Here is a 22,745-nt window from a genome sequence, read left to right on the forward strand (position 1 = left end):
AGTTTTGTTTAGTGAAGTTGAGGAAGCGGACGGATTGCAAACCCGCGCTGTTGCAGTACCGGTATCAGATGTGACAGCGCCATCACCGTCTGATCACGCAGAGTGGCATCGCTGCAGAGTCTTTCCTCACCAGGAGGATACCCGTCGTGCAGAAGTACAATTGCGCCTGGACGAACGGCCGCCAGCACTGAATTCACAATCCTATCGACGCCTGGGCGCGACCAATCTCTCGGATCGACCGACCAGTGCAGAGCTGTGAGGCCAGCGCTCGCTGTCGTAGCGAGCACCGCTTGGGTCCATAAGCCGTAGGGTGCTCGCATGTGCCTGGGCGAAGCCTGCGGGCAGGCCGAACGGATCGCCTTGCTCGCCGTTAGCACTTCATCGTGAACCACCGCTGGTTCACATCTGGAGAGATCCGGATGCGTCATCGTGTGGTTTGCAACCTCGTGTCCTTGCGCAATCATTCGTCGAATGAGTTCAGGGTGATCGGTCACGTACGTGCCGATAACGAAGAACGTCGCCGGCACCCGATGTTGCGTCAGCACATCGAGCACGTCGGGCGTGCAAAATGGATTTGGCCCATCATCAAAGGTCAAATAGACACAGCGACTTGCGCTGACGTCGGCGTAGTCGCGACGCACCGCAGACAGGGGGACGAGCTCTTTCACAACTCAGGCCCGTTCCGGTCGATGATCGTCCCGGCCGGCCACTCGCTGATCGGGCGTCCGGCCGGGAACACCACCACGAGAACGTCCTCGATCCGGACCGGCGGCAAATTGGGATACACATCTGCGTGGGTGGACCGGACGCGAATGCCGGACATGAGGGTTGCCAGCCCCTGCCTTCCAATCAGTCTGGTAAGGTGCTTCTCAAGCGCGGGCCGAACCGTACCAAAGCCGAACGGGACCCCGAGCTCCTGCAGCGCAGGATACATCACGCGCATTGAGTGGCTGATTCCAAGCCCCTCGAGATCCGGACGCACCGCATATAGTCCCAGTTCGGCCACGAGTAGATCGCGCCCGTCAATCTTGATGAAGCGGCGTAGGGCGCCGATGTGAGCAGCTACGCCGTGCGCGTCGTAACCAATTACGCGGACCTCCGGCCTTGCACCGGCCCAACTTCGGCTCCCCTCAAATGGCTGCGCATTGAACGCACCGGTCGGCCCGTAGCTTTCGCGGAAAAACTCAGCGAGCTCGGTATGGTCGCCCAGCCGCAGCTCGCTTTCCCAATGCAGGCTCCACTGCACTTGAGGGCGCGCGGAACGACTTTCCGCCGACCGAGATCCGGGAATATTCATGACGGGCTTCCCTGCACCAGTGACGTTAAGAGCGGAGGTGGTCACGTGAACAACTCGCTATCGGCTGAATCGCTGATCAATACTCGAATGCACTGACGTGGGGCGCCGGCGCCCGGCTCAGTTCGCCAGCGGCGCGGCAGAACGGCCCCCTTGGAGTGGCGCCTTGGCCAGAGAAGAGGCGATCGTGCAGTCGGCGCTGGTCATCCCAGTCAATGTCATGTCCGAGATCTGCCAGACATGCCGACGTGGCGCTTGGATTGTCCGGCACCTACCCGCATTATCAAGAGGTTCGGTCCGGTCCAGGATTGCTATCGATGCTGTGCGGTCTGATGGCGCCCCATCGATGAACGAGATCTCACCGAAAGCGATCCCGATCGGCCCCAGATCAACTTGGGTCATATGCATCTTCGACACGCTCTGAATGTGATGGACAAGCAACTATTTGGCCGGTCGCGGGTGACGTTTGGCATCCGCAATGTGCGCCTGCCTCTCGGTTCCGACACTAGGGTGAGGCGTAAGCCATCTCTAGTGTACGCGGGTAAACCGCAAATATGGAAAGGAATGGAAGACACATACGAACGTTTATCGGCAGCACGAGCGAGCGCCGTGTCAGGCCGCTCGTCGCACCGAGAAGAACAGACGTTGCTCGGATAGCGCGCCGACACCCGCCCCTAAACGGATTCGGCAGGTGCTCGCACACCCCAGCAGTCCGTTTCGGAACTCGCGTAATGGCAAGCAGCCATCGTGGTACGCCTAATCAGTTTCCAAACTGATGTTTGCTATCCAACATTCCGTTGTTTCGATAGAACTCATCCACACGATGGATAGACTCACAACATGCGATTCAAGGGACTTGATCTAAACCTTCTGGTTGCGCTCGATGCTCTGATGACCGAGCGCAACCTCACTGCGGCGGCACGGAAAATCAATCTGAGCCAGCCCGCGATGAGTGCTGCGATCGCGCGGCTGCGCATCTATTTTCGTGATGAATTGTTCACGATGAGAGGTCGCGAGCTCGTCCCAACACCCGGCGCGGAGGCGCTTGCGAGCCCTGTCCGCGAGGCCCTGCTGCATATTCAACTCTCGATCATCTCAAGGGACGCGTTTGACCCAAGTCAGTCGAACCGACGGTTCAGGATCATTCTCTCCGACTTCATGACAATCGTCTTTTTTCGGCGGATTGTGGATCGTATCGCACAGGAAGCTCCGGCAGTACGCTTCGAATTGCTACCATATTCCGATGAGCCCGATGAGCTACTCCGCCGCGGCGAGGTCGATTTTCTCATTCTGCCGGAATTGTTCATGTCGAGCGCGCATCCGAAGGCGACGTTATTTGAAGAGACTCTCGTATGCGTGGGATGCCGCTCGAACAGGCAGCTGTCAGGGCAGCTTACGTTTGATAAATACAATTCGATGGGACATGTTGCGGCCAAGTTCGGGCGGGCGCTAAGGCCCAACCTCGAGGAATGGTTTTTGCTTGAGCACGGCCTTAAGAGACGCATTGAGGTCGTTGTGCAGGGCTTCAGCCTCATTCCGCCTATACTGTTCGACACGAGCCGCATAGGGACAATGCCCCTACGGCTCGCCAGACACTTCGAAAAGCGGACGCCTCTGCGGATCGTCGAGCCACCGTTGCCGCTGCCCCAGTTCACCGAGGCCGTTCAGTGGCCAGCCTTTCACAACACGGACCCGGCAAGCATTTGGATGCGGCGGATACTGTTGGAGGAGGGATCCCACATGACATCTGCGAATCAGAAGAGCCCAGCTCGCAGGCGCTGCTAGTTTGGCCACAAGCCGCTCTCCGCACGCTGCAAATACCGTGTTCGGCCCTTTGGTCGTACTCGGCCGCTTTCTCATTTCGCCGTCTCGGGTGGCGCCCTCCTTAAGAGGCCACTCAAGCCGTCGGTCAGTCGCAAACGCCTGGCAGGCGCTGACCGTTGATGCCGCAAAATGTGATTCGGTGAGCTTGCGTGAAAGCACAGCCCCCACTATCGCGGCAACTTCTCAATAATGTTTGATTCGTCCAATCAATGTCTTGAACCCCACGCCGCGTCAGGTTGTAGGCTCGCTGCTGGGACGCGTTGCGCGGCCATCGACAGGGGCATCGGCGAACTTACGGCTCTGGCCATAGCACCAGGGCCAGCGCCAGCCGTAAATTGACCAGGTCGTGTTGCGGGGTTGCCGGAGTGTCGAAATCGATCAGCTCCGCGGCTCCCGATACACTCCAGTCGCCGGTCGTTCGCCGACCGCCCTCCGCGCCCTTCTTACGATGGCTTCCGCGAGCTTCTTTCGCGATCGCAGGATGGGAACGGATTCGTTTCAGGCGATCCGATGAGAGCGCTTCAGAGCCGCTTTCGCTACTCTAATGTACCGCAACGACACTCGCGCAGGATAAGACGATATGCGCTTCAAGGGCTTGGATCTAAATCTTCTCGTCGCGCTTGACGCTCTGATGACTGAGCGCAACCTCACTGCAGCAGCACGCAGGATCAACCTTAGTCAGCCGGCCATGAGCGCGGCCGTTGCCCGGCTGCGCTCCTATTTTCACGATGATCTGTTTACAATGAGAGGCCGCGAACTTGTCCCGACCTCACGCGCCGAAGCGCTGGCAGCTCCCGTTCGCGAGGCGCTGACGCACATTCAGCTCTCCATTATCGCTCGGAACGTGTTCGATCCAGCTCAATCAAAGCGCCGCTTCAGGATCGGCCTTTCGGATTTCATAACAGTCGTATTCTTCCGAAACGTCGTAGAGCGCGTTGCGCGAGAAGCTCCCGCCGTCAGCTTCGAACTGGCGGCGCTTGCTGATGATCACGATGAGATTCTCCGGCGCGGCGAGGCCGATTTCATCATCTTGCCGGAATTATTCATGTCGTGCGCGCATCCTAAGATGAGCCTGTTTGAGGAGAGACTCGTTTGCGTAGGCTGCGGCACGAACAGCCAGTTGCTCCGACGGCTAACATTTGATCGATATATGTCCATGGGGCACGTTGCGGTGAAACTCGGAGGTGCGCGCAAGGCCCCCATCGAGGAATGCTTTTTACTCGACCTTGGCCTCAACCGACGCATCGACATTCTCGTGCAGAGCTTCAGCATGATTCCGCCCCTGCTGGCAGGCACGACTCGCATAGGGACCATGCCATCAAGGCTCGTTAAGCATTTCCAAAGAATGGTACCCCTTCGGATTGCCGAACTCCCGCAGCCATTCCCCACATTTACCGAGGCGGTCCAATGGCCTGTCCTTCACAACAGCGATCCGGAAAGCGTCTGGATGCGAGAAATACTGTTGCAGGAGGCGGCCCGCATGGCATCTACACGTGAAGAACGCTTCATCATCAACGCTTCGGACCAAGCGGACACTGGCGCAGACTTCGCGGAGTCTGGTTCGCCGTTGTCGTAAGGACGTCCGCAGTGCGTAATCTCTATCCGGACGCATGTCTCGACGCGGCCAATTCACGCTTGTTCCAATGACACCGGTTATTGGCAGATAAACTTCGGTCAGTTTCGGCCGATGGCTATCAGCCGCTGTGCCGCTCGCATTCTATTATCCGACCGGCGCGCGAACTGCGACGCACGCGGTCGATTGCGTTGTTTGCAACTTAACCCTCAAGGACGAAGCACGACGCGCCCGCCGCCGCTCCAGCTGGGGTCTTACGCTGCACCCGGCCTCTCTCTTTGGCTCACCAGGCTCGATGCAGAACTTGGAATCAGCTTCGGACCACGCGCCGTCCACTCTCAGAATCAGTAGCTCCCAGGCGCGAGCTCGATTCGGATTAGTCGGCGTCACATCATCACCCACAGTGAGCGCTGTGCTGATCGATTGTGCAGGTGGGGTACATCCCCGCAATTTCGACGCAGCATCGCGCAGCCGTGTTGCCGTATCGCATCACCTTCAAGCGCATCGCATCTTCGTCGCTCCGCGCCGCCGGTCCGACTTCTTTTGGCCCTACCGCGGCCAAACGTCTCGACGACGTGCGCGACCCTAGCGCGATGACAAACAGGAGCTGATCGTTGGAGCAATACAGCGGTGTATTTGATCCGGAAGAACTTTCCGGCTTGGGAAGTCTTTTTGATAGTGCAATCACCGCGTTGCCGCCATCGATGCGAACTCCCGATAATCGAACGGCGATCGCAAAACTCATTTTGGAGCGGACAGCGGTGAGCGAGGCTCGACTGGCATACCTGATGAACTTACTGGTCATCATTTCCCCTCAGGGTTGATCGCCCGCCATTCTAAGGATAGTCACCATCTCTTGCGCTGGAATGGAAGACGATCCAGCTAGAGCTTTGAAATAGCTTGAATCATACGTGACGTCAGGTTGTAGGCTTTGAAATTGAACAACATGAGCAAAGCTACACCACGAAGGCGTCGATGGCGCATTGGCGAACTTGCAGAGGCGACCGGAGTGACGGTACGCACGCTGCATCACTATGAACACACGGGGCTCTTAGCTGCCTCCGAACGCACCGACGGCGGCCACAGGATGTACGACCGCGAAAGCGTTCAACGGGTTCATCAGATTCGAGCGCTGCGTGAGCTTGGTTTCTCCCTTTTCGAGATCGGTAAGGCTATGGAGCGTACGACTTCACTTACGGACCTCATGCGCAAGCATTTGGAGCGGATAGAGCTTCAAGTCGCTCGTGCAACCCTGTTGCGAGATCGCTTACGCAACATGACGACGGACAGTGAAATCCAGGTAAGTGTTGATGAGCTACCCGCCACCTTGGATGCCATGTCGCGGGTCGAGACGCGTAGTCAGCCCTCCCGATGCACTTGCAAGCTGGCTGCAGATCGCGAGGAGCGGTGGCGGCGGATCCGCGATGAGCTGCGCGAATGCATGGATATGGCTGAGCATCCCTGCGGCGAGCGGGCAAAGGCCGTCGCGATCGCAGCACGCTCGCTGATCGGCGAAATAGCCGGCGCCGATTCGCGCGTTTCGACGATCCTGAAGGTGCTTGCACGGTTAAGCGCACCTCGCACTCTGGCCGGTTGGGATCCCCACCTCATGCAGTATCTCGATCTCGCCCTTGCTGGATTGGAAGACCAGCCGTACTGATTGCGGCGCCGACGGGCGGATTGTCGGACGGCCCGGTCAACATCAAAGCGCGTTGAAGCGCCGGTTGATCTGCCGGTTCTGATTCGTGCCTGCCGTTCTGCGGCCTCACTGGGCCTGTCTGCGTAGCGCGTCTTTGGCGATCCGCCCGCCTAACGCACGGCCACTTGCTGCAACTGGCGGCATGAACCCCGAATGGAGCTTGAACCGCACGTAACGTCAAATTGTAGGCTCTAGCGAGATTGAGGTCTGGCGAACTGCCGCGCATGGATTCGCTTGCCGGAAGCAACCGCATCGAGCTGCAGCTGGCTGACCGCGGCGTTGGCCGTTCACTTCATTTGAGATTGGGAGTTCTACAATGCTAAATGGCGCTTCGCTTCGGCTGCAAGTGCAGCGCTCGTCTTCTGCGCCCTCGCCTCGACTGCGCACGCCTCCGACGTCTATATTGCCGTGGCTGGCCCAATGAGCGGGAACAGCGCTGCGTTTTGGCGCGCAAATGCGCGATGGTACGGCGGCCGCCGTCGAGGCATTGAACGCCTCGGGCCCAATACCAGATACCAAAGTGATGTTGAGCGTCGCAGACGACGCCAGCGATCCGAAGCAAGCGGTCGCAGTTGCCAATAGGCTCACAATGGACCGAGTCCAGTCAGTCGTCGGCCACTTTTGTTCCTTCTCGTCGATCCCAGGCTCCGAAGTCTACGCCGAAGCGGACAGGCGGGGGGGCGGGCCGGTTCCTTCAACGCCTCGCGAGTTGTCGTGGCACTTCGTTCAGGGGCGATCGATAACCTGATCGCGCCGCTCCGGTTCGATAGCAACAACGCGGCTCCCGCCCTTCTGGTCTATCGCTACGCGACGGGCGTGTTGAAGCCGTCGAGCAGAACTGACCGGCGCGAACGCATCGTTTCCCTAAACAGCGAATGACACAGATGATGAGACGTTCTCAAGACCTGGCAGCTGCAATAGTTGCGTCCGCCCTTGTACTGGCGGCTCTCGGAGCACTTCTTGCGTTTGCTGCAGCGCTCGCAGAGCTCCCCGATGTCGACAGGCTCGATGACGAGCTACGTCCGATGATAGACAAGTAGTACCGTGCCAACCCTCATTGTTTGCGAGTCTTTTAAGCAACGGCCTGGTCGCTTAATGGTTGGCCGCCCTGATCGATGGGCTTGTTGGCCAAATGAGCCCTCCATTCACCCTGCAGCATTTGATTGGCGCTGTCGGGAGGTGCTGGCCGTTATCCTTTCAACCGCCGTAGCCGCGAAAATCGATTTTCGGCAACAGTCCAGCCTATGGAGCTCCCGTGCTGACAAGTGCCCCTGCCCTGCGCCCCACGTTGCGCCAGACGCTGCGTCGTTTACGTCCTCTCGCGCTAATTCGAGCTGCGCAAGTTTTTCGTTATGCCCTTCCGCCAGACAGTTTTCTGCGCGAATTGCGGCTTCGACGTCAATGGAAACCCCTTCTCGCTGCCGAGCGCCGCAACGCACAACTCACCCAGCGCTGCGCTCAAATCGCAAGGCACACATACAGACCAAGACTTCACCATGTGGCACGCACTCATCAAGCCGAGCATGTTGACGCGCCAATCGAGTGCTTTGGCAAGATCCGGAATACCTTCAACATCGGCGACGGGATCCTGACGCATCGTTCAGCTATCGACGACAAGGGTTCGCCTAACGGGCCTCTAGGGCAGATCGATGAAGCCCATTTGGCCCCAGTCGGATCGTCTGCGGCCCCCTCCAACCCGCGCTCGGCAGATGACCAATCATTCCGCGCTTCCTCCAGCTGGAATGCAAGCTCCCCCCTAACAGGGGCTGTCAAATGAAGCGGCCACGATTCACGGAAGAGCAGATCGTCGCGATCTTGAGGGAGCATCAGGCTGGGGCGAAGGCAACTGACCTGGCTCGCAAACACGGGACCGCAGAAGCGGCCATCCATAATTGGAACGCCAGGTTTGGCGGCATGGACGTTCCTGCGGCCAAGCGATTGAAGGACTTGGAGCAGGAGAACGCGATGCTAAAGATGCTTCTGGTCAAGCACATGCTCGATGTCGCGGAGCTTCGCGAACTGCTTTCAAAGTAGCGAAGCGACCATCTCCCGGCCGCTTGGTGTCAGGCGCCTCGCGCAGCCAGAGAGGGCAAATTCAAAAGAGTCACTGTGAACAGAGGCCTCATCAGCGCCCACATCAGCCGACCTGGATCGCGAGCAATCGCCCGGAGCCGGCGGCGTGGGCTGCTGCAAACGGCGCCAATCTGGCGTGCGCAGGCCACTCCTCTGCTGTCCGAAACATGACAGATGCGTTCCGCTCTCATCTGGCGCATAAGACCGCCGCGGACGATCGGATGCCATTTCTCGGCTTGCTGCGCATGGTCGTAGTTGCACAGTCTGACAAAGATGCCCGCGCGGCCGCGGAAGCCGCTTATCAACGATGGCTAAGGAGCTTTAGATTCCTTTACGAATTGAATGCCGACACCGCCTAACTTCCCGCTGACCTTCGATGCAGCGCTTGAAGCGAACTGTGCGTTGTCGGAACGCCAGCTTCCATCCGACAGCTCCTCCTTAACCAGATCGAGGAGGCGGGCGCCAACTAATATCTACTATGCCAGCTTGCATTCGGGTCGGGAACCTTCCGTTGGAGGTTTCGCTGTACACAGCAACCACAATCCAATCCGAGATCATGCCTGGCTTTGGCTGAAACGTTCGATCCGATTTTGCTACCTGCGTTCAGCGCCGCAACGCTATGTGCCATGATCGGCCGCCCTGCCGACAATGCCGATATCCGCCTGCCATCACGCTCGCTGCCTTGCCCAACATGGGGTCCTCGGACCAATAGAGCATGCTCGAGCACCTGGAGCAGCACCGGGTCAGCCCCGCGGCCCGTCTCATCGGCTCGTGGACCGCGCGAGAATCCAGCGTCATTCAGAAAGGTCAATGACTCCTCGCCCGGGCTATCCGCGAACTGGATGGATCCCATCAAAACTTTCGATTTTACCGGATTTAGCCAAATACCCCATAAGTCGATCGCGATTTCCGGAAAGCACCTTTCACGAATGTCGTGTGGCCATGGATCCCTTTTGCCTTCAGCACAGTCGCAGGTCAGTTCAAGCCACCCCGACCTGGATCCACAAAGATACTTTCGATTCGTCCAAATCGACGCACGTGCGGACCATTTTTAGTCTGTCCCCTGATCGCCGCGTGCGGCGCGTAGTCATCAACCGCGTCCTCGCTGATACCCTGGCCATCACCCCAAAGGCGTTTCAGACGATCGGCGTTCGCGCACTTCCAGTGGCCTCGGTAAATGCGTACGTCGTTTAGAATTCGGCCAGGCGAACCGTCCTCCTCGCCGGAGCTTGGACTTTTCGCCCTGACCAGGTCGGCAGCGCCGTCAATCTGGCGGCTGCAAGCGAGGCCGTGCTGGCAGGTCTGTACCTGCCCCGATTGCAAGATACGTGTCCGACGGCCCGGACGAGGACCCGATCTGCGACGACATGGACAGATCAACTTCGCCAACTTGCCGTCCACTCTGCAACGTCGTGTGACCATAAATCCTCACTGCGCTCGCTTGCTGAGCCCTGCTCGGTCGGCGCGGGCCAGATCTACGCTCTACAAACCTGCACGATGCTCATCCGGCTTTATCCGCGGTTGTCGATCAACTTTCGACGGGGGCGAGCGCTCTTTGAGTTTCCGGCAAGCATCACACCATCATCTAAGCAATTGGCGCAGCTGGGCGAGCTGCCGAGTTCCCATCTGTTCGCGGGCTCCTTTTCCCCGCCTAGCCGCACGCTCACTGTGCCGAGCATTTAACGATCTGAGCGTGGCAGCCCAGACGATTGTGGCGGAAGATCGCTCTGCAATCCCCGATGAGCCCAATTGGCTCTCGGCGGCTATGCCGGGCGGCGTCTCACAGCACATCCGCGGGCTGCTCGGCTTAAGTCGTAAGTCGCAGTCATGGCCCGCAGGCGGTGCCATTGTACGGCGTCGAGCGAGCGCGACGATCGCCTCAATGAACACGCAGCTGGGACGGAGACATTCCTTGTCGCGCCGCACCTGCCGGCTCTCGCGGACCGCGAAACGCAACACACACCATCAGGTACTTTACATTCACTTCACCACCAGGAGCACATCGTGGAACTTGCCCCCTCCAATTCCCGCGTACAGAATCTTAAGGATCGGATCGACCTGCAACTGACCATCCTCGCCACTCTCGTAGGCGAGGATGGTGACGCGCTTGACGCGATCCGACTGCTCAACGCACTCACAAATGAAATGATCACGGCAGAGCTGGAGCTCGGCCAGCTCGGCGAGACAAGAACAAGCAATCATGACGGCGGCGCTCGCACCACGCACATGTCCGGGGACCGCGGCGCTTATTACCCGGAAGACCTTCTCGTTTTGGGACGCCTGTTCGATCAAGCCGTCGATGCCTTGCCGGCCAACCTACGAACTCCGGCCAACCAGATGAAGATCGCGAAACTCATTTTCTCGCGTGCCGCGGAGTGAGATTTCGTTGACGGATTGATGTGGAGAGCGCTTTTCCTGGCCGAACAACGCCGGCTGCGATGGTACGAACAGAGTATCATAGCGAAGCGCAGCATCCAACGAGCTAACCTGGCATGCGGGCGCCGCCTCCACTACGCCGTCTGCGACTGATTCATTAGCTATCGCGGTCGGATCGGGTACGTCGTACAACACGCATTTGCACTGCAACAACCCAGTTTGATTTCGCTCCTTAGTTCAACTTTTGCTCTTGCTTCGGGACCTCATGGCTCTGCTACCGCCGTGCGGAAGCCGGATAACGAGAAAGCACAGGCCGCCCGGGTGCGAGACACTCACAATGACTGCCAACTCGGCCTAACCTTCGTTTCGTGTATAGTGGTTAGGCCGTTGTTGCGGCAATATCCCCTTATGTGCTGACAACGAACTTCACTCGAACCCTTCTGGGGACGGCGGCGCACGGTCGTGTCCCCAGTGATGGTGTAGCTCGGTAGAGCAAAGCCGCCCGGTACGCGCGCCTCAAATAGCGCCGTAGCGGGCGGGCGGCTTTGCGGTGGTCACCGGCGATTCGCCGGTAGGATCGGGTTGCGACACGCCAACGCAACCGAGGAACCACCGATGACCGACGATATGATGGACCTGCGCACGCTCGTGGAGAAGACCCCTGATGCCGATCTGTTGCGCGAGATGATCGGCTTTGCCGCCCAGCGGCTGATGGAGCTGGAAGTCGAAGGCCAGACCGGAGCGGCCTACGGCGAGAAGAGTCCCGAGCGTCTGGCCCAGCGCAACGGCTACCGCGACCGGAGCTGGGAGACCCGCGCCGGCACGGTCGAACTTCGCATCCCCAAACTGCGCAAGGGCTCCTACTTGCCGGGCTTCCTGGAGCCGCGCCGCATGGCCGAGAAGGCGCTCACCGCCGTGGTGCAGGAAGCTTATGTGCAGGGCGTCTGGACCCGCTCGGTGGACGATCTGGTGCAGGCGATGGGAATGAGCGGCATCTCCAAGAGCCAGGTGAGCCGGCTGTGCGGCGAGATCGACGACAAAGTGAAGGCGTTCCTCGTCCGCCCGATCGAGGGCGACTGGCCGTATCTGTGGATCGACGCCACCTACGTGAAGGTGCGCCAGAATGGCCGCATGTGTCGGTCGCGGTGATTGTCGCGGTCGGCGTCAACAGTGACGGCCACCGCGAGGTTCTCGGCATGGACATTGGCCCTTCCGAAGCCGAGACATTCTGGACGGAGTTCTTGCGCAAGCTCGCCCGCTGCGGCCTGCGCGGCGTCAAGCTGGTTGTGTCCGACGCGCACGAGGGCATCAAGGCCGCCATCAGCAAGGTGCTCAACGCCACTTGGCAGCGCTGCCGCGTGCACTTCATGCGCAACGCGTTGGTCGCATGCCGGCAAGAGCGGACGGCGCGTCGTCTCCGCCTTTGCCCAGGACGATGCCGAGACCGCCCAAGCGCAGTGGGCGGAAGGTCGCCGAGCAGCTCCGCCCCAAGCTGCCCGAGCTTGCTGGCTTCCTCGACGAGGCCGAGACCGATGTGCTCGCCTACATGACGTACCCGCCCCAGCATCGAACCAAGCTGCACTCGACCAACCCGATCGAGCGCCTCAACGCGCCACACCACGCCCGTGGACACGATCCGGCGCACTCTGGATCAATTCCGGCCCGATCGGCGCTGGCGTTTTTCATCCTCTTCTAACGTGTTCGGCTTGTACGGGGCTTAGATCCATAATGCGAGCAAGAGAATGCCCCGACACATGTCACAACACCAACAACACTTGTCCGGAATATGCCGGGCTTGATCGGAAGCCGACATCTCAGAAAACGACCACGCTGTTCGCTTGAGATCTGCAAATGGTGGACGACCCCGACCGCCATGGTCGTGTTGTAGCTGCGACTGGCACTAGCGAAGTTTGATCGCCTGAAACAACGCCTTGCACCGTTAGCGGACCTCAAGCGGTACCGCTAGAGACGCTTGTACTGCGTTGTTCGCTTCACTCGCTCCGAGATTAATTCCAATTGATCGACATTACGACGCTCGGTCATCCGAACTTCAACAAGCATCTATATAATGTTCATTATGGCGCCGAGCGTAGCTCGATGCGCGAGCAAGATCGCAACCGATTTGAGCGCTGGCCACATGCTCTCGGTTTCGTTTGGGACAAACTGATTTGTCTTTGAAGGGCGTTGCAGTGGAGTTTGAGATGGATCACGACTTATCCCAGCAGGTCCAGGCGCCAGAGGCTCTCGTGAGTGTGGCGTTTGATAAAGCGTGGCGCTTTGTCGAGAGTGATCCGATCCTAGCGCACAATCTGAAGTCCGTCCTTCATCGCCGATTGCGCGATTTACTGGCGAGCTCGGTAAGGAACGGCGAACGCAATGCACTCCATCTTGCAAACGAGGCGATACGCAATTTGCGCGCCGAGCTTGCGCATGCGACCACGCAATAGGCTTCCTCGCACATCCACTGGCAAGAGAGATCCGGTTCGCCAGGTTTGCCCCGTCATTCAGCCAAGAATGAACGTCGACGCCGATGGTGACCGATCTGACCTTCCTCCACTCATATCTTTCGCCGCGCTGAAGGCGCCGCAACGCCGCGCGCGTTGTGATCGCACGTGCCTTGCGATCGGGTGTTCCTCGACGGCTTGATAAAGCGCGGCCCGCCTGAGAGCACTCGCCAAGCAGCTCATCACGCACCGGCAGGACTTACGCAGCTCGGCTCTCGCGCTGGTTCTTGACGGGGAGCTTACACCCCATATCACGGCGCACCGCGACGCGAAACCGCAGTCTCAAGGAGCACGCTGCACCATAACGCCTCACGTCTTCCAACGTTGACTGACCCGAATTTCCATTGGCGTATTTTGCGTGTGAGCCCAAGCCAGATTCGGCGCATTTCGCTGACGGGTGCGCGTGACGTCCTTGCACGCTCCACAATCTGACGCTACGTGCGGTTCCGCGCATTTCTCCCGAAGGATTGTTGTCCTGCAGTTACAGCAATCGGCGTCGATGTTGTTAAGACGCACAGCGCCGGGGGGCACCGAAAGGAACGACACTCGAAATGAAGCTTTCTGATTCTGACTGCAAGCATTGTCGCGCTCAGTGCAGCGGCACCGGCGCTTGGCGCAGACTTCGCCGTGCAGCCCGTCAATATAAAGGCGCCGCCGATGCCAATCGCGGCCCCGATCACTGACTGGACCGGCTACTATATCGGTATCAATAGCGGCTGGGGGGCTGGCCATAATTGCTGGAATTTCAATGGCGTCACTCCCGAGGGCTGCCATAATTCGACAGGTGGTTCGATCGGCGGCCAGATTGGCTATCGTTGGCAGATCTTCAATATGGTTTACGGCATCGAGGGCCAGGGCAATTGGGCCGACTTCAGCGGCTCCAATGTCAGCACCGCCTTCCCGGCCGACACCCTCCGCACCAAGACGGATGCGTTCGGGTTGCTTGCTGGCCAGATTGGCTACGCATTCAATGCCGTGCTGCTTTACGCCAAGGGCGGTGCCGCCGTGACCAGCAACACCTACCACATCGACTCAGTGGCGACTGGTACGGAGATTGCCAAAAGCAGCAATGTGCGTTGGGGTGGCGCGCTGGGCGCCGGTGTCGAAGTCAGTCTTACGCCGAGCTGGTCCGCCGGCGTCGAGTATGACCATTTGTTCATGCAGGGCACCAATGTAGCCTTCCCAGGTGCCGGCGTGGATCGCGTCCACCAGGACGTCGATCTGATCACAGCGCGGTTCAATTACAAGCTCAGCCCGGTGCTTGGCAAATAATGATCTCTACGCACTAGCGCGGTCAATCGAGAGCCTCGACCTGGGTCGGGGCTCTTTCTTCAGGAGGCGCTCTCTGCAGCGGCCCGGCCGCGGCCGAATTTTTCCTGAATCCCGAGCTCGGTCTCTCGACGGACTGCGCGACGTCACTCAAATGGCAGCTACCATCAAATGGTGTACGCGGCGCCACCAAATTTATGAGCCAGATGCCGGGATGATCACCGGTTTTCGCCGGCTGAGCGCAAGCAGCTCCAGACGACGTAGGCCACTGGCGCGGCCACCTTGCCCTAGGCGATCGTATTGAAGTGATGCTTCGAGCGACACGTTGTTGTTGGGGGCGTCGGCATCACGACCAATACGATGCGGCGATGTCTCAAAGGCGGAGCGTTGGACGAGCCGCTTCTGTACTCGCCCCGCGGGTCTGGGGATCTCATCAGTTCCGCACGCATTACCTTTTCAAGGGCCTTTTCATCCGACATTGGCACGTAGCGGATCCGAAGTTGACGCGGCGTCAGATTTCAATGCGCTTTTTCCCGATCGATCGTTGCGCGGCAGTTTCGGTGGCAAGCGCCACATTGAAAGTTGTGAAACAGCCGGCGTTTGCTCCCAGCTGGTATCAAAGGACATTGAGTCGAACGGCCATGATGGCGGCCTGGATTCGACTCGTCGCGCCCAGCTTTCGCATCACATTCTTAATATGAAAGTTCACAGTATTCTCGCTGATTTGCAAGATGATCCCGATTTCCCACGACGATTTACCCTCGGCCACCCACCGTATGCAGCTGGTTTCCCGCTGTGACAGCGCAACTTTCCTGTCGCAGTCAGCATCCGCGCGGCGCGCGATTTCGCCATAGGCAGTGTGAAATTGCCAAGCCAGAGCGTTGAGGTGACTGATGCAATGCTGAGGATCAATATCCTCTGATGGAGACGCAAACGAGGCGACAGATACCCGGCCCAGCGGACCAAACAATGGCACGCTCATACCATGCTTCAGACCTGCCTCTCTAGCCTCGTCAAGCACCCGTCTTTCGTCCGGCTGAAGTTGATATTGTTGGCCGAGCTGATCCCACAGATAAGGCCGCGAAAGCAGCGGAGTGCGCCGGACCACCGGATCGATGGTATGGTACTTGCGTTTAAAATAGCGGTCGCACCAGTCTATTGGCCATTTCACGGCTACGGTCGGGGGTGGGTAGTCCGCCAGCCGAAGTGGCTCGACGAAGTTGAGAGATCCATAGGAAACTTCAGTAAAGCCCTCCTGGCTCGCACAGCTTACAAGAAGGTCGAACAGGGCTCTGAGAGAATGTGTCCGGTTTGCGCATTCAGTGAAGCTAAAAAGATCCATAGGCGCCTCAGGACGCCCATCACCATCGGTGTCGGTGTGTTCGATTGCGCTTGTTTCAGGCGGAGCCAAGTTTCTTTCCATGACCTGAACTCTTGGGTTGCTCTTCGTCAAGGCCGGAGCGCTCGGATGCTGCGCCAGATCTGCCATTGCCGAACTTGTCCCCCTCCCGTCCGCTGTGGTCGCGTGACGCATCCTTCAAACATTGCGAGGTGCCGCCGCTATCCTTGATCAAAGGTTGAACCGCACGCGGCAACCGCCGCGCCGATGCCCCCTCAATATGGTCTGTCCGGCTCATCCGATGATGCATGGGCACATTGACGATTGCCCAGCTCGCCCTGGGTTGGGGGGGCCGGCCCGCGGCTAAAACGTCGGCTCTGCTCAGACTGGGCCGTATGAAACCGATGTCCCGCCGAATGAAGCTTCGCCGCGCGATCCAGGTGAGATAGAGCACATCGATCGTTTTGGCGGCGCCAGGATCGAACTGCGCGGTGTGGTCATCGATCTTCTGCGTGCCAGTAACAACGACAGCAACCTTATTCTTCCTCCCAATCCAGCGAATTGGCGCCGTTAGCCCGTGAGTGGTCCTCTCCTTTCGACTGCCTCGAAGAGGTGATCGATGAGCTTTACGGGGTACTACCCGAGGCAGAAGGTAGCCGCCTAGCATCGGTGCCCCGTGTCGGACGGGGAAGGTCGGGCAGGTCCAGCGCGAATGGGTTGTGCCTGCAAATTTTGGCCGCGACGGCGGCGCAACTTTACATGCGCGGAGGCGCGAGGCTCGCGTGATGCAGACGACACTTTGCATACACATCTCCAGAAAGGAGAGGACGTGGCATCTGAACAGCAAGCGTCGTACCAATTGCCGGCCACGCGAAACCATCCGTCTGATCAATGGCTTGAAAGACGGACGACGCGTTCGCGCGCCTTAGGCACATTGAAGCGATCGCGACATCGGGAGGAAACGCGACAATGGCGCAGCACGAATCAATCGAGATCAGTCAGCCCAATTGCAGCTCTCTGCGCTGGAGCGAGCTGCTCGCGCTGCTGCTCACGCATTATACGCTTGAACGGCTCCATCGCATCCAGCATCCGCGAGGAACACCACCCGCTTGTCTTGAAGGGCGCGAAACTCATGCGCGATTGGCTCGAAGGTCCTCATTGTACCTATGCAGAGCCATCGATCTGCTCGAGTTTGGCGAAATCGATCCTATCGATAGTTCAAAGTGATCGGGGTCACGGCGACAGCTCGCAATTCGCGCCGCAACATAGGGGGACTCGACAGATCATTCTGCCCGAATTCGGCGAGCGCGAGACGCCGTCGAACCAAGGCGCCCCGACGCACTTTGCCGGGGTTGGAAGTGCGCCGGGTCCGCCCCAACATCATCAGTACATCCGTGATGATGCTTGTGGCAATGAGACAAGCAGCGTGGCGGAATTGAGGCTCGTCGATTGCTTTGACCTCCAGTCCGAATTGTTTTCATGCGCGCTCCCAGAAACTTGTATCGGACGTAGCGTCGGGTTGTACAATTCTCTATTGGGGTCTTCGTCGCACAAGCAGCTTCTTGTTCATGACTCGCCAGACGTCGAACGAAACGCATGCTGGGCATCTGGAGGAGAGATGCCGAGCATGGTGAGCATAAGCGGCGAGAGGCAACTCGCCTCGCCAAGTTGCACTTCCAGATTCCCGCCGCCGGCTACCGCGTGGACATTGTGGTTAAAAAGATAAACGTTCAGCCCTTCTCTCTAGGAGGAGCTCCTATTCGGCACTCCCAAGCCCAGATTGGCTTGCCGGCCGGCAACTCGTTCATCGACACATTCAGACTAGGGTTGCACGTTCAAAAACAAGGCGCGATGAAAACATCGTGCGGCACCTATCCGCGCGATGAAGTCTTAGCGGTTCCGACGCTTGTCATCGAATTCCATCACCGCTCAGGAAGAGCATCCCTTGCAGATATCGGGAATGAACTCTTCCGCGCGGAAGCCCGGAGTGGCGCTGAACTGACGCTTGGGGCCGGCTTTCCGGATCGACATCACCGGATCGGATGACTTCGCTTGACTCGCCGCAAAATACCACCAGCATTTGCATGCTGAAGCCGCGGCAGCGGAGCCGCATTCGCACCGGCATCTCCACGAGCCGCTTCGCCACAAGCATTCGCACTATCCAGATTTGCATTATCGACATCAACACTGTTGCGACTACGCTCTCCGCAGATAACGGCTGCTTCGCGACGGCTCGGGTCCGAATCGGACGAAGGCGATACATCGCATCACCTTCGCAGATAGCGGCTGAACCGAAAACGCTGCGTGTTGCCGCTGGGGGTAACATGATCGTGCCGCTTGGAATCGACCAGGTCGAACTCGGGTCCAAGCGCGGAGGCGCGGCAGCGCAATGGGGACGCAGAAAATTGGGCCCCACGCCTTCCGGGACCGCAGACCTCGTCAGCTTCTCGAAAGTTTGCCCGATTAGGCTGTTTAGCCCGTCCTATTCGTGAGAGTGCTTTTTTTAGTCCGCTTGATGTGGCCGCACATCTGCTCTGACGAGGCGCGCGGGATTGCCTTCGGCTTTTCACCGCCTGACGACCCGTACTTTGCAACGCGCTTGAGGTGTAGGTTGGGCGAACGGGGGGCGGACGCCCCGCCGGTCAAGGACCGAGCGGCAGCAGCGCGCCTGGCAAGCCGCGGATCAGGTCGGCTTCGGGACATGCCGCGGCAAACGCAAGGCGAATGCGGCTCGTGGTTTCGACGACACGGGCAGCGAGTTTCAAGAGCCGAAGACGCAGCGTCGCGAACTCGGCTGTGGCCAATTCCCGGGCTTTGGGAATCGCGTCGCGCACGGTCAGCATCAGCCAATAAGCGGCGGTGTGGAGAACGAGGCGGACTTGATTGGCGAGCGCCGAACGGCAGCTGGTGCGGTCGGAGGCGAGCTGTGTCTTATGCAGCTTGATCAGATTCTCGGCTTGGCCGCGCGCGCAATACAGGCTGTCGTAGATCCACTCGGCCGAGCCGACATCGAGGCTGGTGACGACGAAACGGATGTCGAGGCCGAGCATCGTCGCCTCAATACGGGCGACGGTCGTCGTTCGCGATCCCAGGACTTTGCCTTGTGGCGCGTCTCGGTATAGCCACGCAGAACCGGCAGGTTCTCGATGGCGCGTCGCGTGCGGATGTCGTCGGCGGCCTCGTCGACTTTTCTGGCGAGCGGCTTGGTGCCGGACAGACCGAAGATGTAGTCGATGCCGTTGGTCTCGCACCACGCCATTGCCTCCGGCCGAGCATAGCGCCTGTCGCCACGGAATGTAATTCGCGTGTTGTGCCACCGCGTCCGGATATGCCGTATCAGGCGGCGCAGATGGGCACGCACCTCGACGCCGCCCGGCGTCTTGCCGGGCCGCAGCACGACCGCCACGGGCCGGCTCTTCTCCGTGTCGTAGACGTGGATCGGCAGGAAGCAGCGTTCGTCATAATGAGCGTTGAACAGCGAGAGCTGCTGATGGCCGTGGACGACATCGCAGGTATCATCGATGTCAAGCGTGACGGATGCCGGCTCGCGCGGGTAGCTATCCATCCATGCGTCGACCAAAGTGTAGGTCAGTCGGATCACGTCGCGCAGGCGCGGAGCATTCTCCAGCCGCGACAGCGTCGGTTGGGAACACAGATCGCGACCCGTGTCCGGCAGCCGTCCGCAGGCCAGCTTGAATGCGGGATCGGACCGCAGATGATCGGGGTCGTCGGCGTCCTCGTAGCCGCAGCAGATCGCGAACATGCGCGCGCGGAACATATCGACAAGGCTGTGCACGACCCGCGTCGGATCGCGCCGATCCGGGAACACCCGGGCCAAATTGTCGGCCAAGCCGAGACGCCGCTCGGCCATCGCCAGAAGCATCACGCCCCCGTTCGAGGCCAGCCGACCGCCATCGAAGGCAGCTGTGACTTTCTTGGCGTGAACGGCTGGAAACGAGAAGGGCAGAATCGTATCATCGGTCATGGCGGGCGTGGTGTTCGCGGCTGAAGGTGATGGGGTTGGCTTTGCAACCGAATCCTACGCCGCATCAGCGCTTTACACCACGCTCGCCAGCCTCTCAGGCGCCCTCTGACGAATAAGACGGGCTAGTTGCCGGTATATCAGCACTATCCCACTGCTAAACAAGCAATCGAGTTGCCGCGAACGTGCAATCGCAACGCTGTCGCCGCACATCGGAACATACAGCGGCGCATCGCGGCAGCTGCGTGGGGTAAGAGAAAATGATCGAAAGACGCGTGCTTTGGTTCGGTCTCGGGCTCGGGGGTGTCCGTCGTCAGATAATTGGAGATTTATCGGGCGTTTCGAGAAGGGAGGCTCTGGCTCATCAGGGGTTAGAGTTTAAGCGGCCTGCAGCTGATGCTGCAATAGCGGCGGTTTGCGATAGTGACAAGCTTGATGCGTTTGCGTTCTGCAAGGATCGCTTCGGCCCTGCCGAAGTAGACATCGGCAGGTGTGAGGTTATCGATGCTCTCATGATAGCGGACATGATTGGAGTTGTCGACGAAGGCGCGTACCTGCCGTTCGAGATCGCCAGGCAGGTAGTAATTGTCGAGCAGAATGCGATTCTTCAGAGTCTGATGCCAGCGCTCAATCTTTCCCTGGGTCTGGGGGTGATGCGGAGCACCGCGCACGTGCTGCATGCCCTTCTGGTCGAGCCACTTGGCCAGATCGTCCGCGACGTAACTCGAACCATTGTCGCTGAGAAGCCTCGGCCGGTGCGCGACGGTGATATGGTCAAGGCCGGAGGCCGCGAGTGCCTGGTCGAGCGTGGCCGTGACGTCGGAGGCGCACATCGTGGGACCAAGCCTCCAGGCCACGATGTAGCGCGAGAAGTCATCGAGCACGGTCGACAGGTAGTACCAACCCCAGCCGCTTGAGGTAGGTAAAGTCGGTCTGCCAGAGCTGGTTGATGGCGGTGGTCTTGTCCTTGAACTCGTCCGCCGCCTTGATCACCACATAGGCCGGGCTGGTGATGAGGTCATGCGCCTTCAGCAGCCGATGGACCGAAGCCTCGGAGACAAAGCACTTTCTCTCATCGGTGAAGCGCACCGCCAGCTCATGCGGCGACAGTTCCGGCAGTTCCAGTGCAAAATCGATGATCTGGTCACGGACGTCATCCGGGATGCGATTCCACACCCGAGCCGGCCTTGATCGATGATCGGTCAGGGCCTCAACGCCACCTTCCCGGTAGCGATCATACCAGCGATAGAACGTGGCGCGCGGGATGCCGAGTTTGTCCAGCGTGCGCTTGGCCGGCAGATGCGATTGCTCGACCAGCTGGATGATCTCGGCCTTCTCTGAGGCGGGATACCTCATGCCTCGTTCTCCCCATCACTTACCCGACTTGGTGAATGCAAGGCATTCACCGAAAGGGGCCCGTTCATGCTTTTTTTTTGAGCAGCCGGTTTTCCAGGGTGAGGTCGGCCACAACTTCCTTCAACGCGGCCGTCTCACGACGCAGATCCTTTACCTCACCGGAGGTTGCCGCACGCGCCGTATCGCCCGTCAGGCGACGCTTGCCGGCCTCGAGGAAACTCCTTGGACCAGCCGTAATACATCGAGGCGGCCATGCCCTCGCGCCGGCACAGCTCGGAGATATTCTCCTCGCCCCGCAGGCCCTCCAGCACAAATGCGGATCTTCTCTTCCGCCGCGTGGTGCCGACGGGTCTGACGCCGAATGTCCTTTAGCACTTGTTCTGCCGGCGCTTTGCCCGGTCCGGACTTCTGCTTCATCTTCGCTCCTGGTGGCTACGATGAACCAGAAATCCTCCCTCCGCAAAATCCCTCAATTTGTCTCACAGGCCCTGACGGCGAACACCGCCGCGTCATGCGCGGCAATCTCCACCTCCGCGACGCGGGCAAGCGAGCGATTCCGGCGCCCCTCAAGCTCAGCGGCAACCAGGCGTTTTGCCGGATCAGCAGCGTCATATTGCCGGAAGGCGCGATCGGCAGCGTAACGGGCCGCTTCAAGATCACGGCCGAGCGCTTCGCGAACTTGTTCCTTCTGATGTGTGGCCTCGGCTGCGGCGACCGTAGCCGCCGCGACGGCGCCGGGGCCGACGACGCCGAGCAGTGCCTCTTCGATTGCATCATCGACGCGCAAGCCTCCGAACGCGATGCAGCGCGGTTCGCCGTTGTCCATCCAGCCGCGCGAGCAGCTGTAACGGGGGATGTGATGCTTCATACCGCTGTAGCACAGCGTCAGCTTGCGGCAACAGCGCCGACAGCGGATGAGCCCAGCGAGCAGCGCCTCGCCATGCTTGGGCGCGCCATGATGCCGGCTGGTTGGCAAGTTACTGGAGACCATTGTGCGGATCGCTTCGAACCTCTCCCAGTTCACATAGCCGTCGTGGGCGCCCGGCTTGAGGGCGCGCCTTCCGGCGGCTCTTCGCGCCTGTACCATGGGCGCCACAACCCGTCGTTACGGCTGTTCTACCAGGCTGTATCGCCGTTCGGCTGCTTCACCGGTAGGTCGAGGCCGTGCTCATGGAACCACAGCAGCGTCTGCCGCGCGGTCCCGAGCTCCTCAATCTTGTCGAAGACGAGCGTAATAGCGTCCTGCACACGCCGGTCCGGATCCTTCTCGTAGCGATCACCGACCTTCACAAAGCCGACGGGCGTGGCCACAACCAGTTCGCTGCGGCGGGCCTTCTCGTAGCGTGCCGAGAGCGACCGTTGTCGTAAAAGGTCCAGCTCATACTCGTTGAGGCTCCCCTTCAACCCCAGAAGCTGTTCGCCTAAACCACCCTCGGTAGGCCAATGTAGTAGCCGC

Annotated in this window: 17 protein-coding genes and 5 pseudogenes; 14 read left to right on the forward strand and 8 right to left on the reverse strand. The window is 59.5% G+C overall.

Annotated features, from left to right (window positions below; genetic code table 11):
• Window positions 1–8: 8 nt before the first annotated feature.
• Together nodB and G6P99_RS38695 are read right to left on the reverse strand one after the other, a co-directional pair.
• Window positions 9–668 (reverse strand): chitooligosaccharide deacetylase NodB, encoded by a 660-nt coding sequence (gene nodB / locus G6P99_RS38690; RefSeq protein ID WP_084518718.1) that lies wholly within the window; start codon window positions 666–668, stop codon window positions 9–11.
• A complete protein-coding gene (locus tag G6P99_RS38695; RefSeq protein ID WP_029084503.1) occupies window positions 665–1,297 on the reverse strand; it encodes a NodA family N-acyltransferase in 633 nt (210 codons plus the stop codon). Before G6P99_RS38695 ends, nodB begins: the two co-directional genes overlap by 4 nt.
• An 837-nt stretch (window positions 1,298–2,134) precedes the next feature.
• On the opposite strand from G6P99_RS38695, the gene nodD1 reads away from it, so the two are divergent.
• From nodD1 to G6P99_RS38725, 6 genes are all read left to right on the forward strand, one after another.
• Entirely contained in the window at window positions 2,135–3,079 is a 945-nt protein-coding gene (gene nodD1, locus G6P99_RS38700; protein WP_029084501.1) for a transcriptional regulator NodD1, read from the forward strand.
• Between the two features lie 619 nt (window positions 3,080–3,698).
• Entirely contained in the window at window positions 3,699–4,694 is a 996-nt protein-coding gene (locus G6P99_RS38705) for a LysR family transcriptional regulator (RefSeq protein WP_165125947.1), read from the forward strand.
• Window positions 4,695–5,305: 611 nt separating this feature from the next.
• The gene (locus G6P99_RS38710; protein WP_084518717.1) at window positions 5,306–5,515 is read left to right on the forward strand and encodes a hypothetical protein; all 210 of its coding nucleotides are present in this window, start codon (window positions 5,306–5,308) and stop codon (window positions 5,513–5,515) included.
• Between the two features lie 122 nt (window positions 5,516–5,637).
• A complete protein-coding gene (locus G6P99_RS38715) occupies window positions 5,638–6,351 on the forward strand; it encodes a MerR family transcriptional regulator (protein ID WP_029084499.1) in 714 nt (237 codons plus the stop codon).
• A gap of 493 nt (window positions 6,352–6,844) precedes the next feature.
• Window positions 6,845–7,138 (forward strand): ABC transporter substrate-binding protein, encoded by a 294-nt coding sequence (locus G6P99_RS38720; protein WP_246709750.1) that lies wholly within the window; start codon window positions 6,845–6,847, stop codon window positions 7,136–7,138.
• Window positions 7,105–7,269: a hypothetical protein gene (locus G6P99_RS38725; protein WP_165123006.1), complete on the forward strand. Its 165-nt coding sequence runs from the start codon at window positions 7,105–7,107 to the stop codon at window positions 7,267–7,269. Before G6P99_RS38720 ends, G6P99_RS38725 begins: the two co-directional genes overlap by 34 nt.
• 445 nt (window positions 7,270–7,714) lie before the next feature.
• On the opposite strand, the gene G6P99_RS38730 is transcribed toward G6P99_RS38725, so the two are convergent.
• Entirely contained in the window at window positions 7,715–7,987 is a 273-nt protein-coding gene (locus G6P99_RS38730; RefSeq protein WP_035978067.1) for a hypothetical protein, read from the reverse strand.
• Window positions 7,988–8,163: 176 nt separating this feature from the next.
• Here G6P99_RS38730 and G6P99_RS38735 point away from each other — a divergent pair.
• The 6 genes and pseudogenes from G6P99_RS38735 to G6P99_RS38760 form a co-directional block, all read left to right on the forward strand.
• Window positions 8,164–8,421: pseudogene (locus tag G6P99_RS38735) on the forward strand (transposase); the annotation flags it as partial.
• Window positions 8,328–9,037: pseudogene (locus tag G6P99_RS38740) on the forward strand (LLM class flavin-dependent oxidoreductase). The pseudogenes G6P99_RS38735 and G6P99_RS38740, both read left to right, overlap by 94 nt.
• Window positions 9,038–10,467: 1,430 nt before the next feature.
• The gene (locus tag G6P99_RS38745; protein ID WP_029084494.1) at window positions 10,468–10,842 is read left to right on the forward strand and encodes a hypothetical protein; all 375 of its coding nucleotides are present in this window, start codon (window positions 10,468–10,470) and stop codon (window positions 10,840–10,842) included.
• Between the two features lie 612 nt (window positions 10,843–11,454).
• Window positions 11,455–12,448 (forward strand): annotated as a pseudogene (locus G6P99_RS38750) (IS256 family transposase); the annotation flags it as partial.
• A gap of 592 nt (window positions 12,449–13,040) precedes the next feature.
• Window positions 13,041–13,286 carry a hypothetical protein gene (locus G6P99_RS38755; protein ID WP_029085045.1) on the forward strand — a complete coding sequence of 82 codons (246 nt, stop codon included), beginning with the start codon at window positions 13,041–13,043 and terminating at the stop codon, window positions 13,284–13,286.
• Between the two features lie 714 nt (window positions 13,287–14,000).
• Window positions 14,001–14,615 carry an outer membrane protein gene (locus G6P99_RS38760; protein ID WP_246709753.1) on the forward strand — a complete coding sequence of 205 codons (615 nt, stop codon included), beginning with the start codon at window positions 14,001–14,003 and terminating at the stop codon, window positions 14,613–14,615.
• Between the two features lie 613 nt (window positions 14,616–15,228).
• Here G6P99_RS38760 and G6P99_RS38765 read toward each other — a convergent pair.
• Window positions 15,229–15,954, reverse strand: a complete 726-nt coding sequence (locus tag G6P99_RS38765; RefSeq protein WP_029085043.1) for a LuxR family transcriptional regulator — start codon at window positions 15,952–15,954, stop codon at window positions 15,229–15,231.
• Between the two features lie 966 nt (window positions 15,955–16,920).
• Between G6P99_RS38765 and G6P99_RS38770 the strand changes: the two genes are divergently transcribed.
• Window positions 16,921–17,178 carry a hypothetical protein gene (locus G6P99_RS38770; RefSeq protein WP_156929091.1) on the forward strand — a complete coding sequence of 86 codons (258 nt, stop codon included), beginning with the start codon at window positions 16,921–16,923 and terminating at the stop codon, window positions 17,176–17,178.
• A 369-nt stretch (window positions 17,179–17,547) separates the two neighbouring features.
• Window positions 17,548–17,997, forward strand: a complete 450-nt coding sequence (locus G6P99_RS38775; protein ID WP_029085042.1) for a hypothetical protein — start codon at window positions 17,548–17,550, stop codon at window positions 17,995–17,997.
• 596 nt (window positions 17,998–18,593) lie between these two features.
• Here G6P99_RS38775 and G6P99_RS47835 read toward each other — a convergent pair.
• From G6P99_RS47835 to G6P99_RS38800, 4 genes and pseudogenes are all read right to left on the reverse strand, one after another.
• Window positions 18,594–19,936 (reverse strand): annotated as a pseudogene (locus G6P99_RS47835) (IS1380 family transposase).
• Window positions 19,937–20,311: 375 nt separating this feature from the next.
• A pseudogene (locus tag G6P99_RS38790) lies at window positions 20,312–21,706 on the reverse strand (IS3 family transposase).
• Window positions 21,707–21,758: 52 nt separating this feature from the next.
• The gene (locus G6P99_RS38795) at window positions 21,759–22,376 is read right to left on the reverse strand and encodes a zinc ribbon domain-containing protein (protein WP_246709754.1); all 618 of its coding nucleotides are present in this window, start codon (window positions 22,374–22,376) and stop codon (window positions 21,759–21,761) included.
• Between the two features lie 29 nt (window positions 22,377–22,405).
• Window positions 22,406–22,693, reverse strand: coding sequence for a hypothetical protein (locus G6P99_RS38800; protein ID WP_029085157.1), 288 nt, complete (start codon window positions 22,691–22,693; stop codon window positions 22,406–22,408).
• Window positions 22,694–22,745: the final 52 nt, after the last annotated feature.

Source organism: Bradyrhizobium sp. 6(2017) (genome assembly GCF_011058295.2).
Lineage (GTDB): Bacteria > Pseudomonadota > Alphaproteobacteria > Rhizobiales > Xanthobacteraceae > Bradyrhizobium > Bradyrhizobium septentrionale.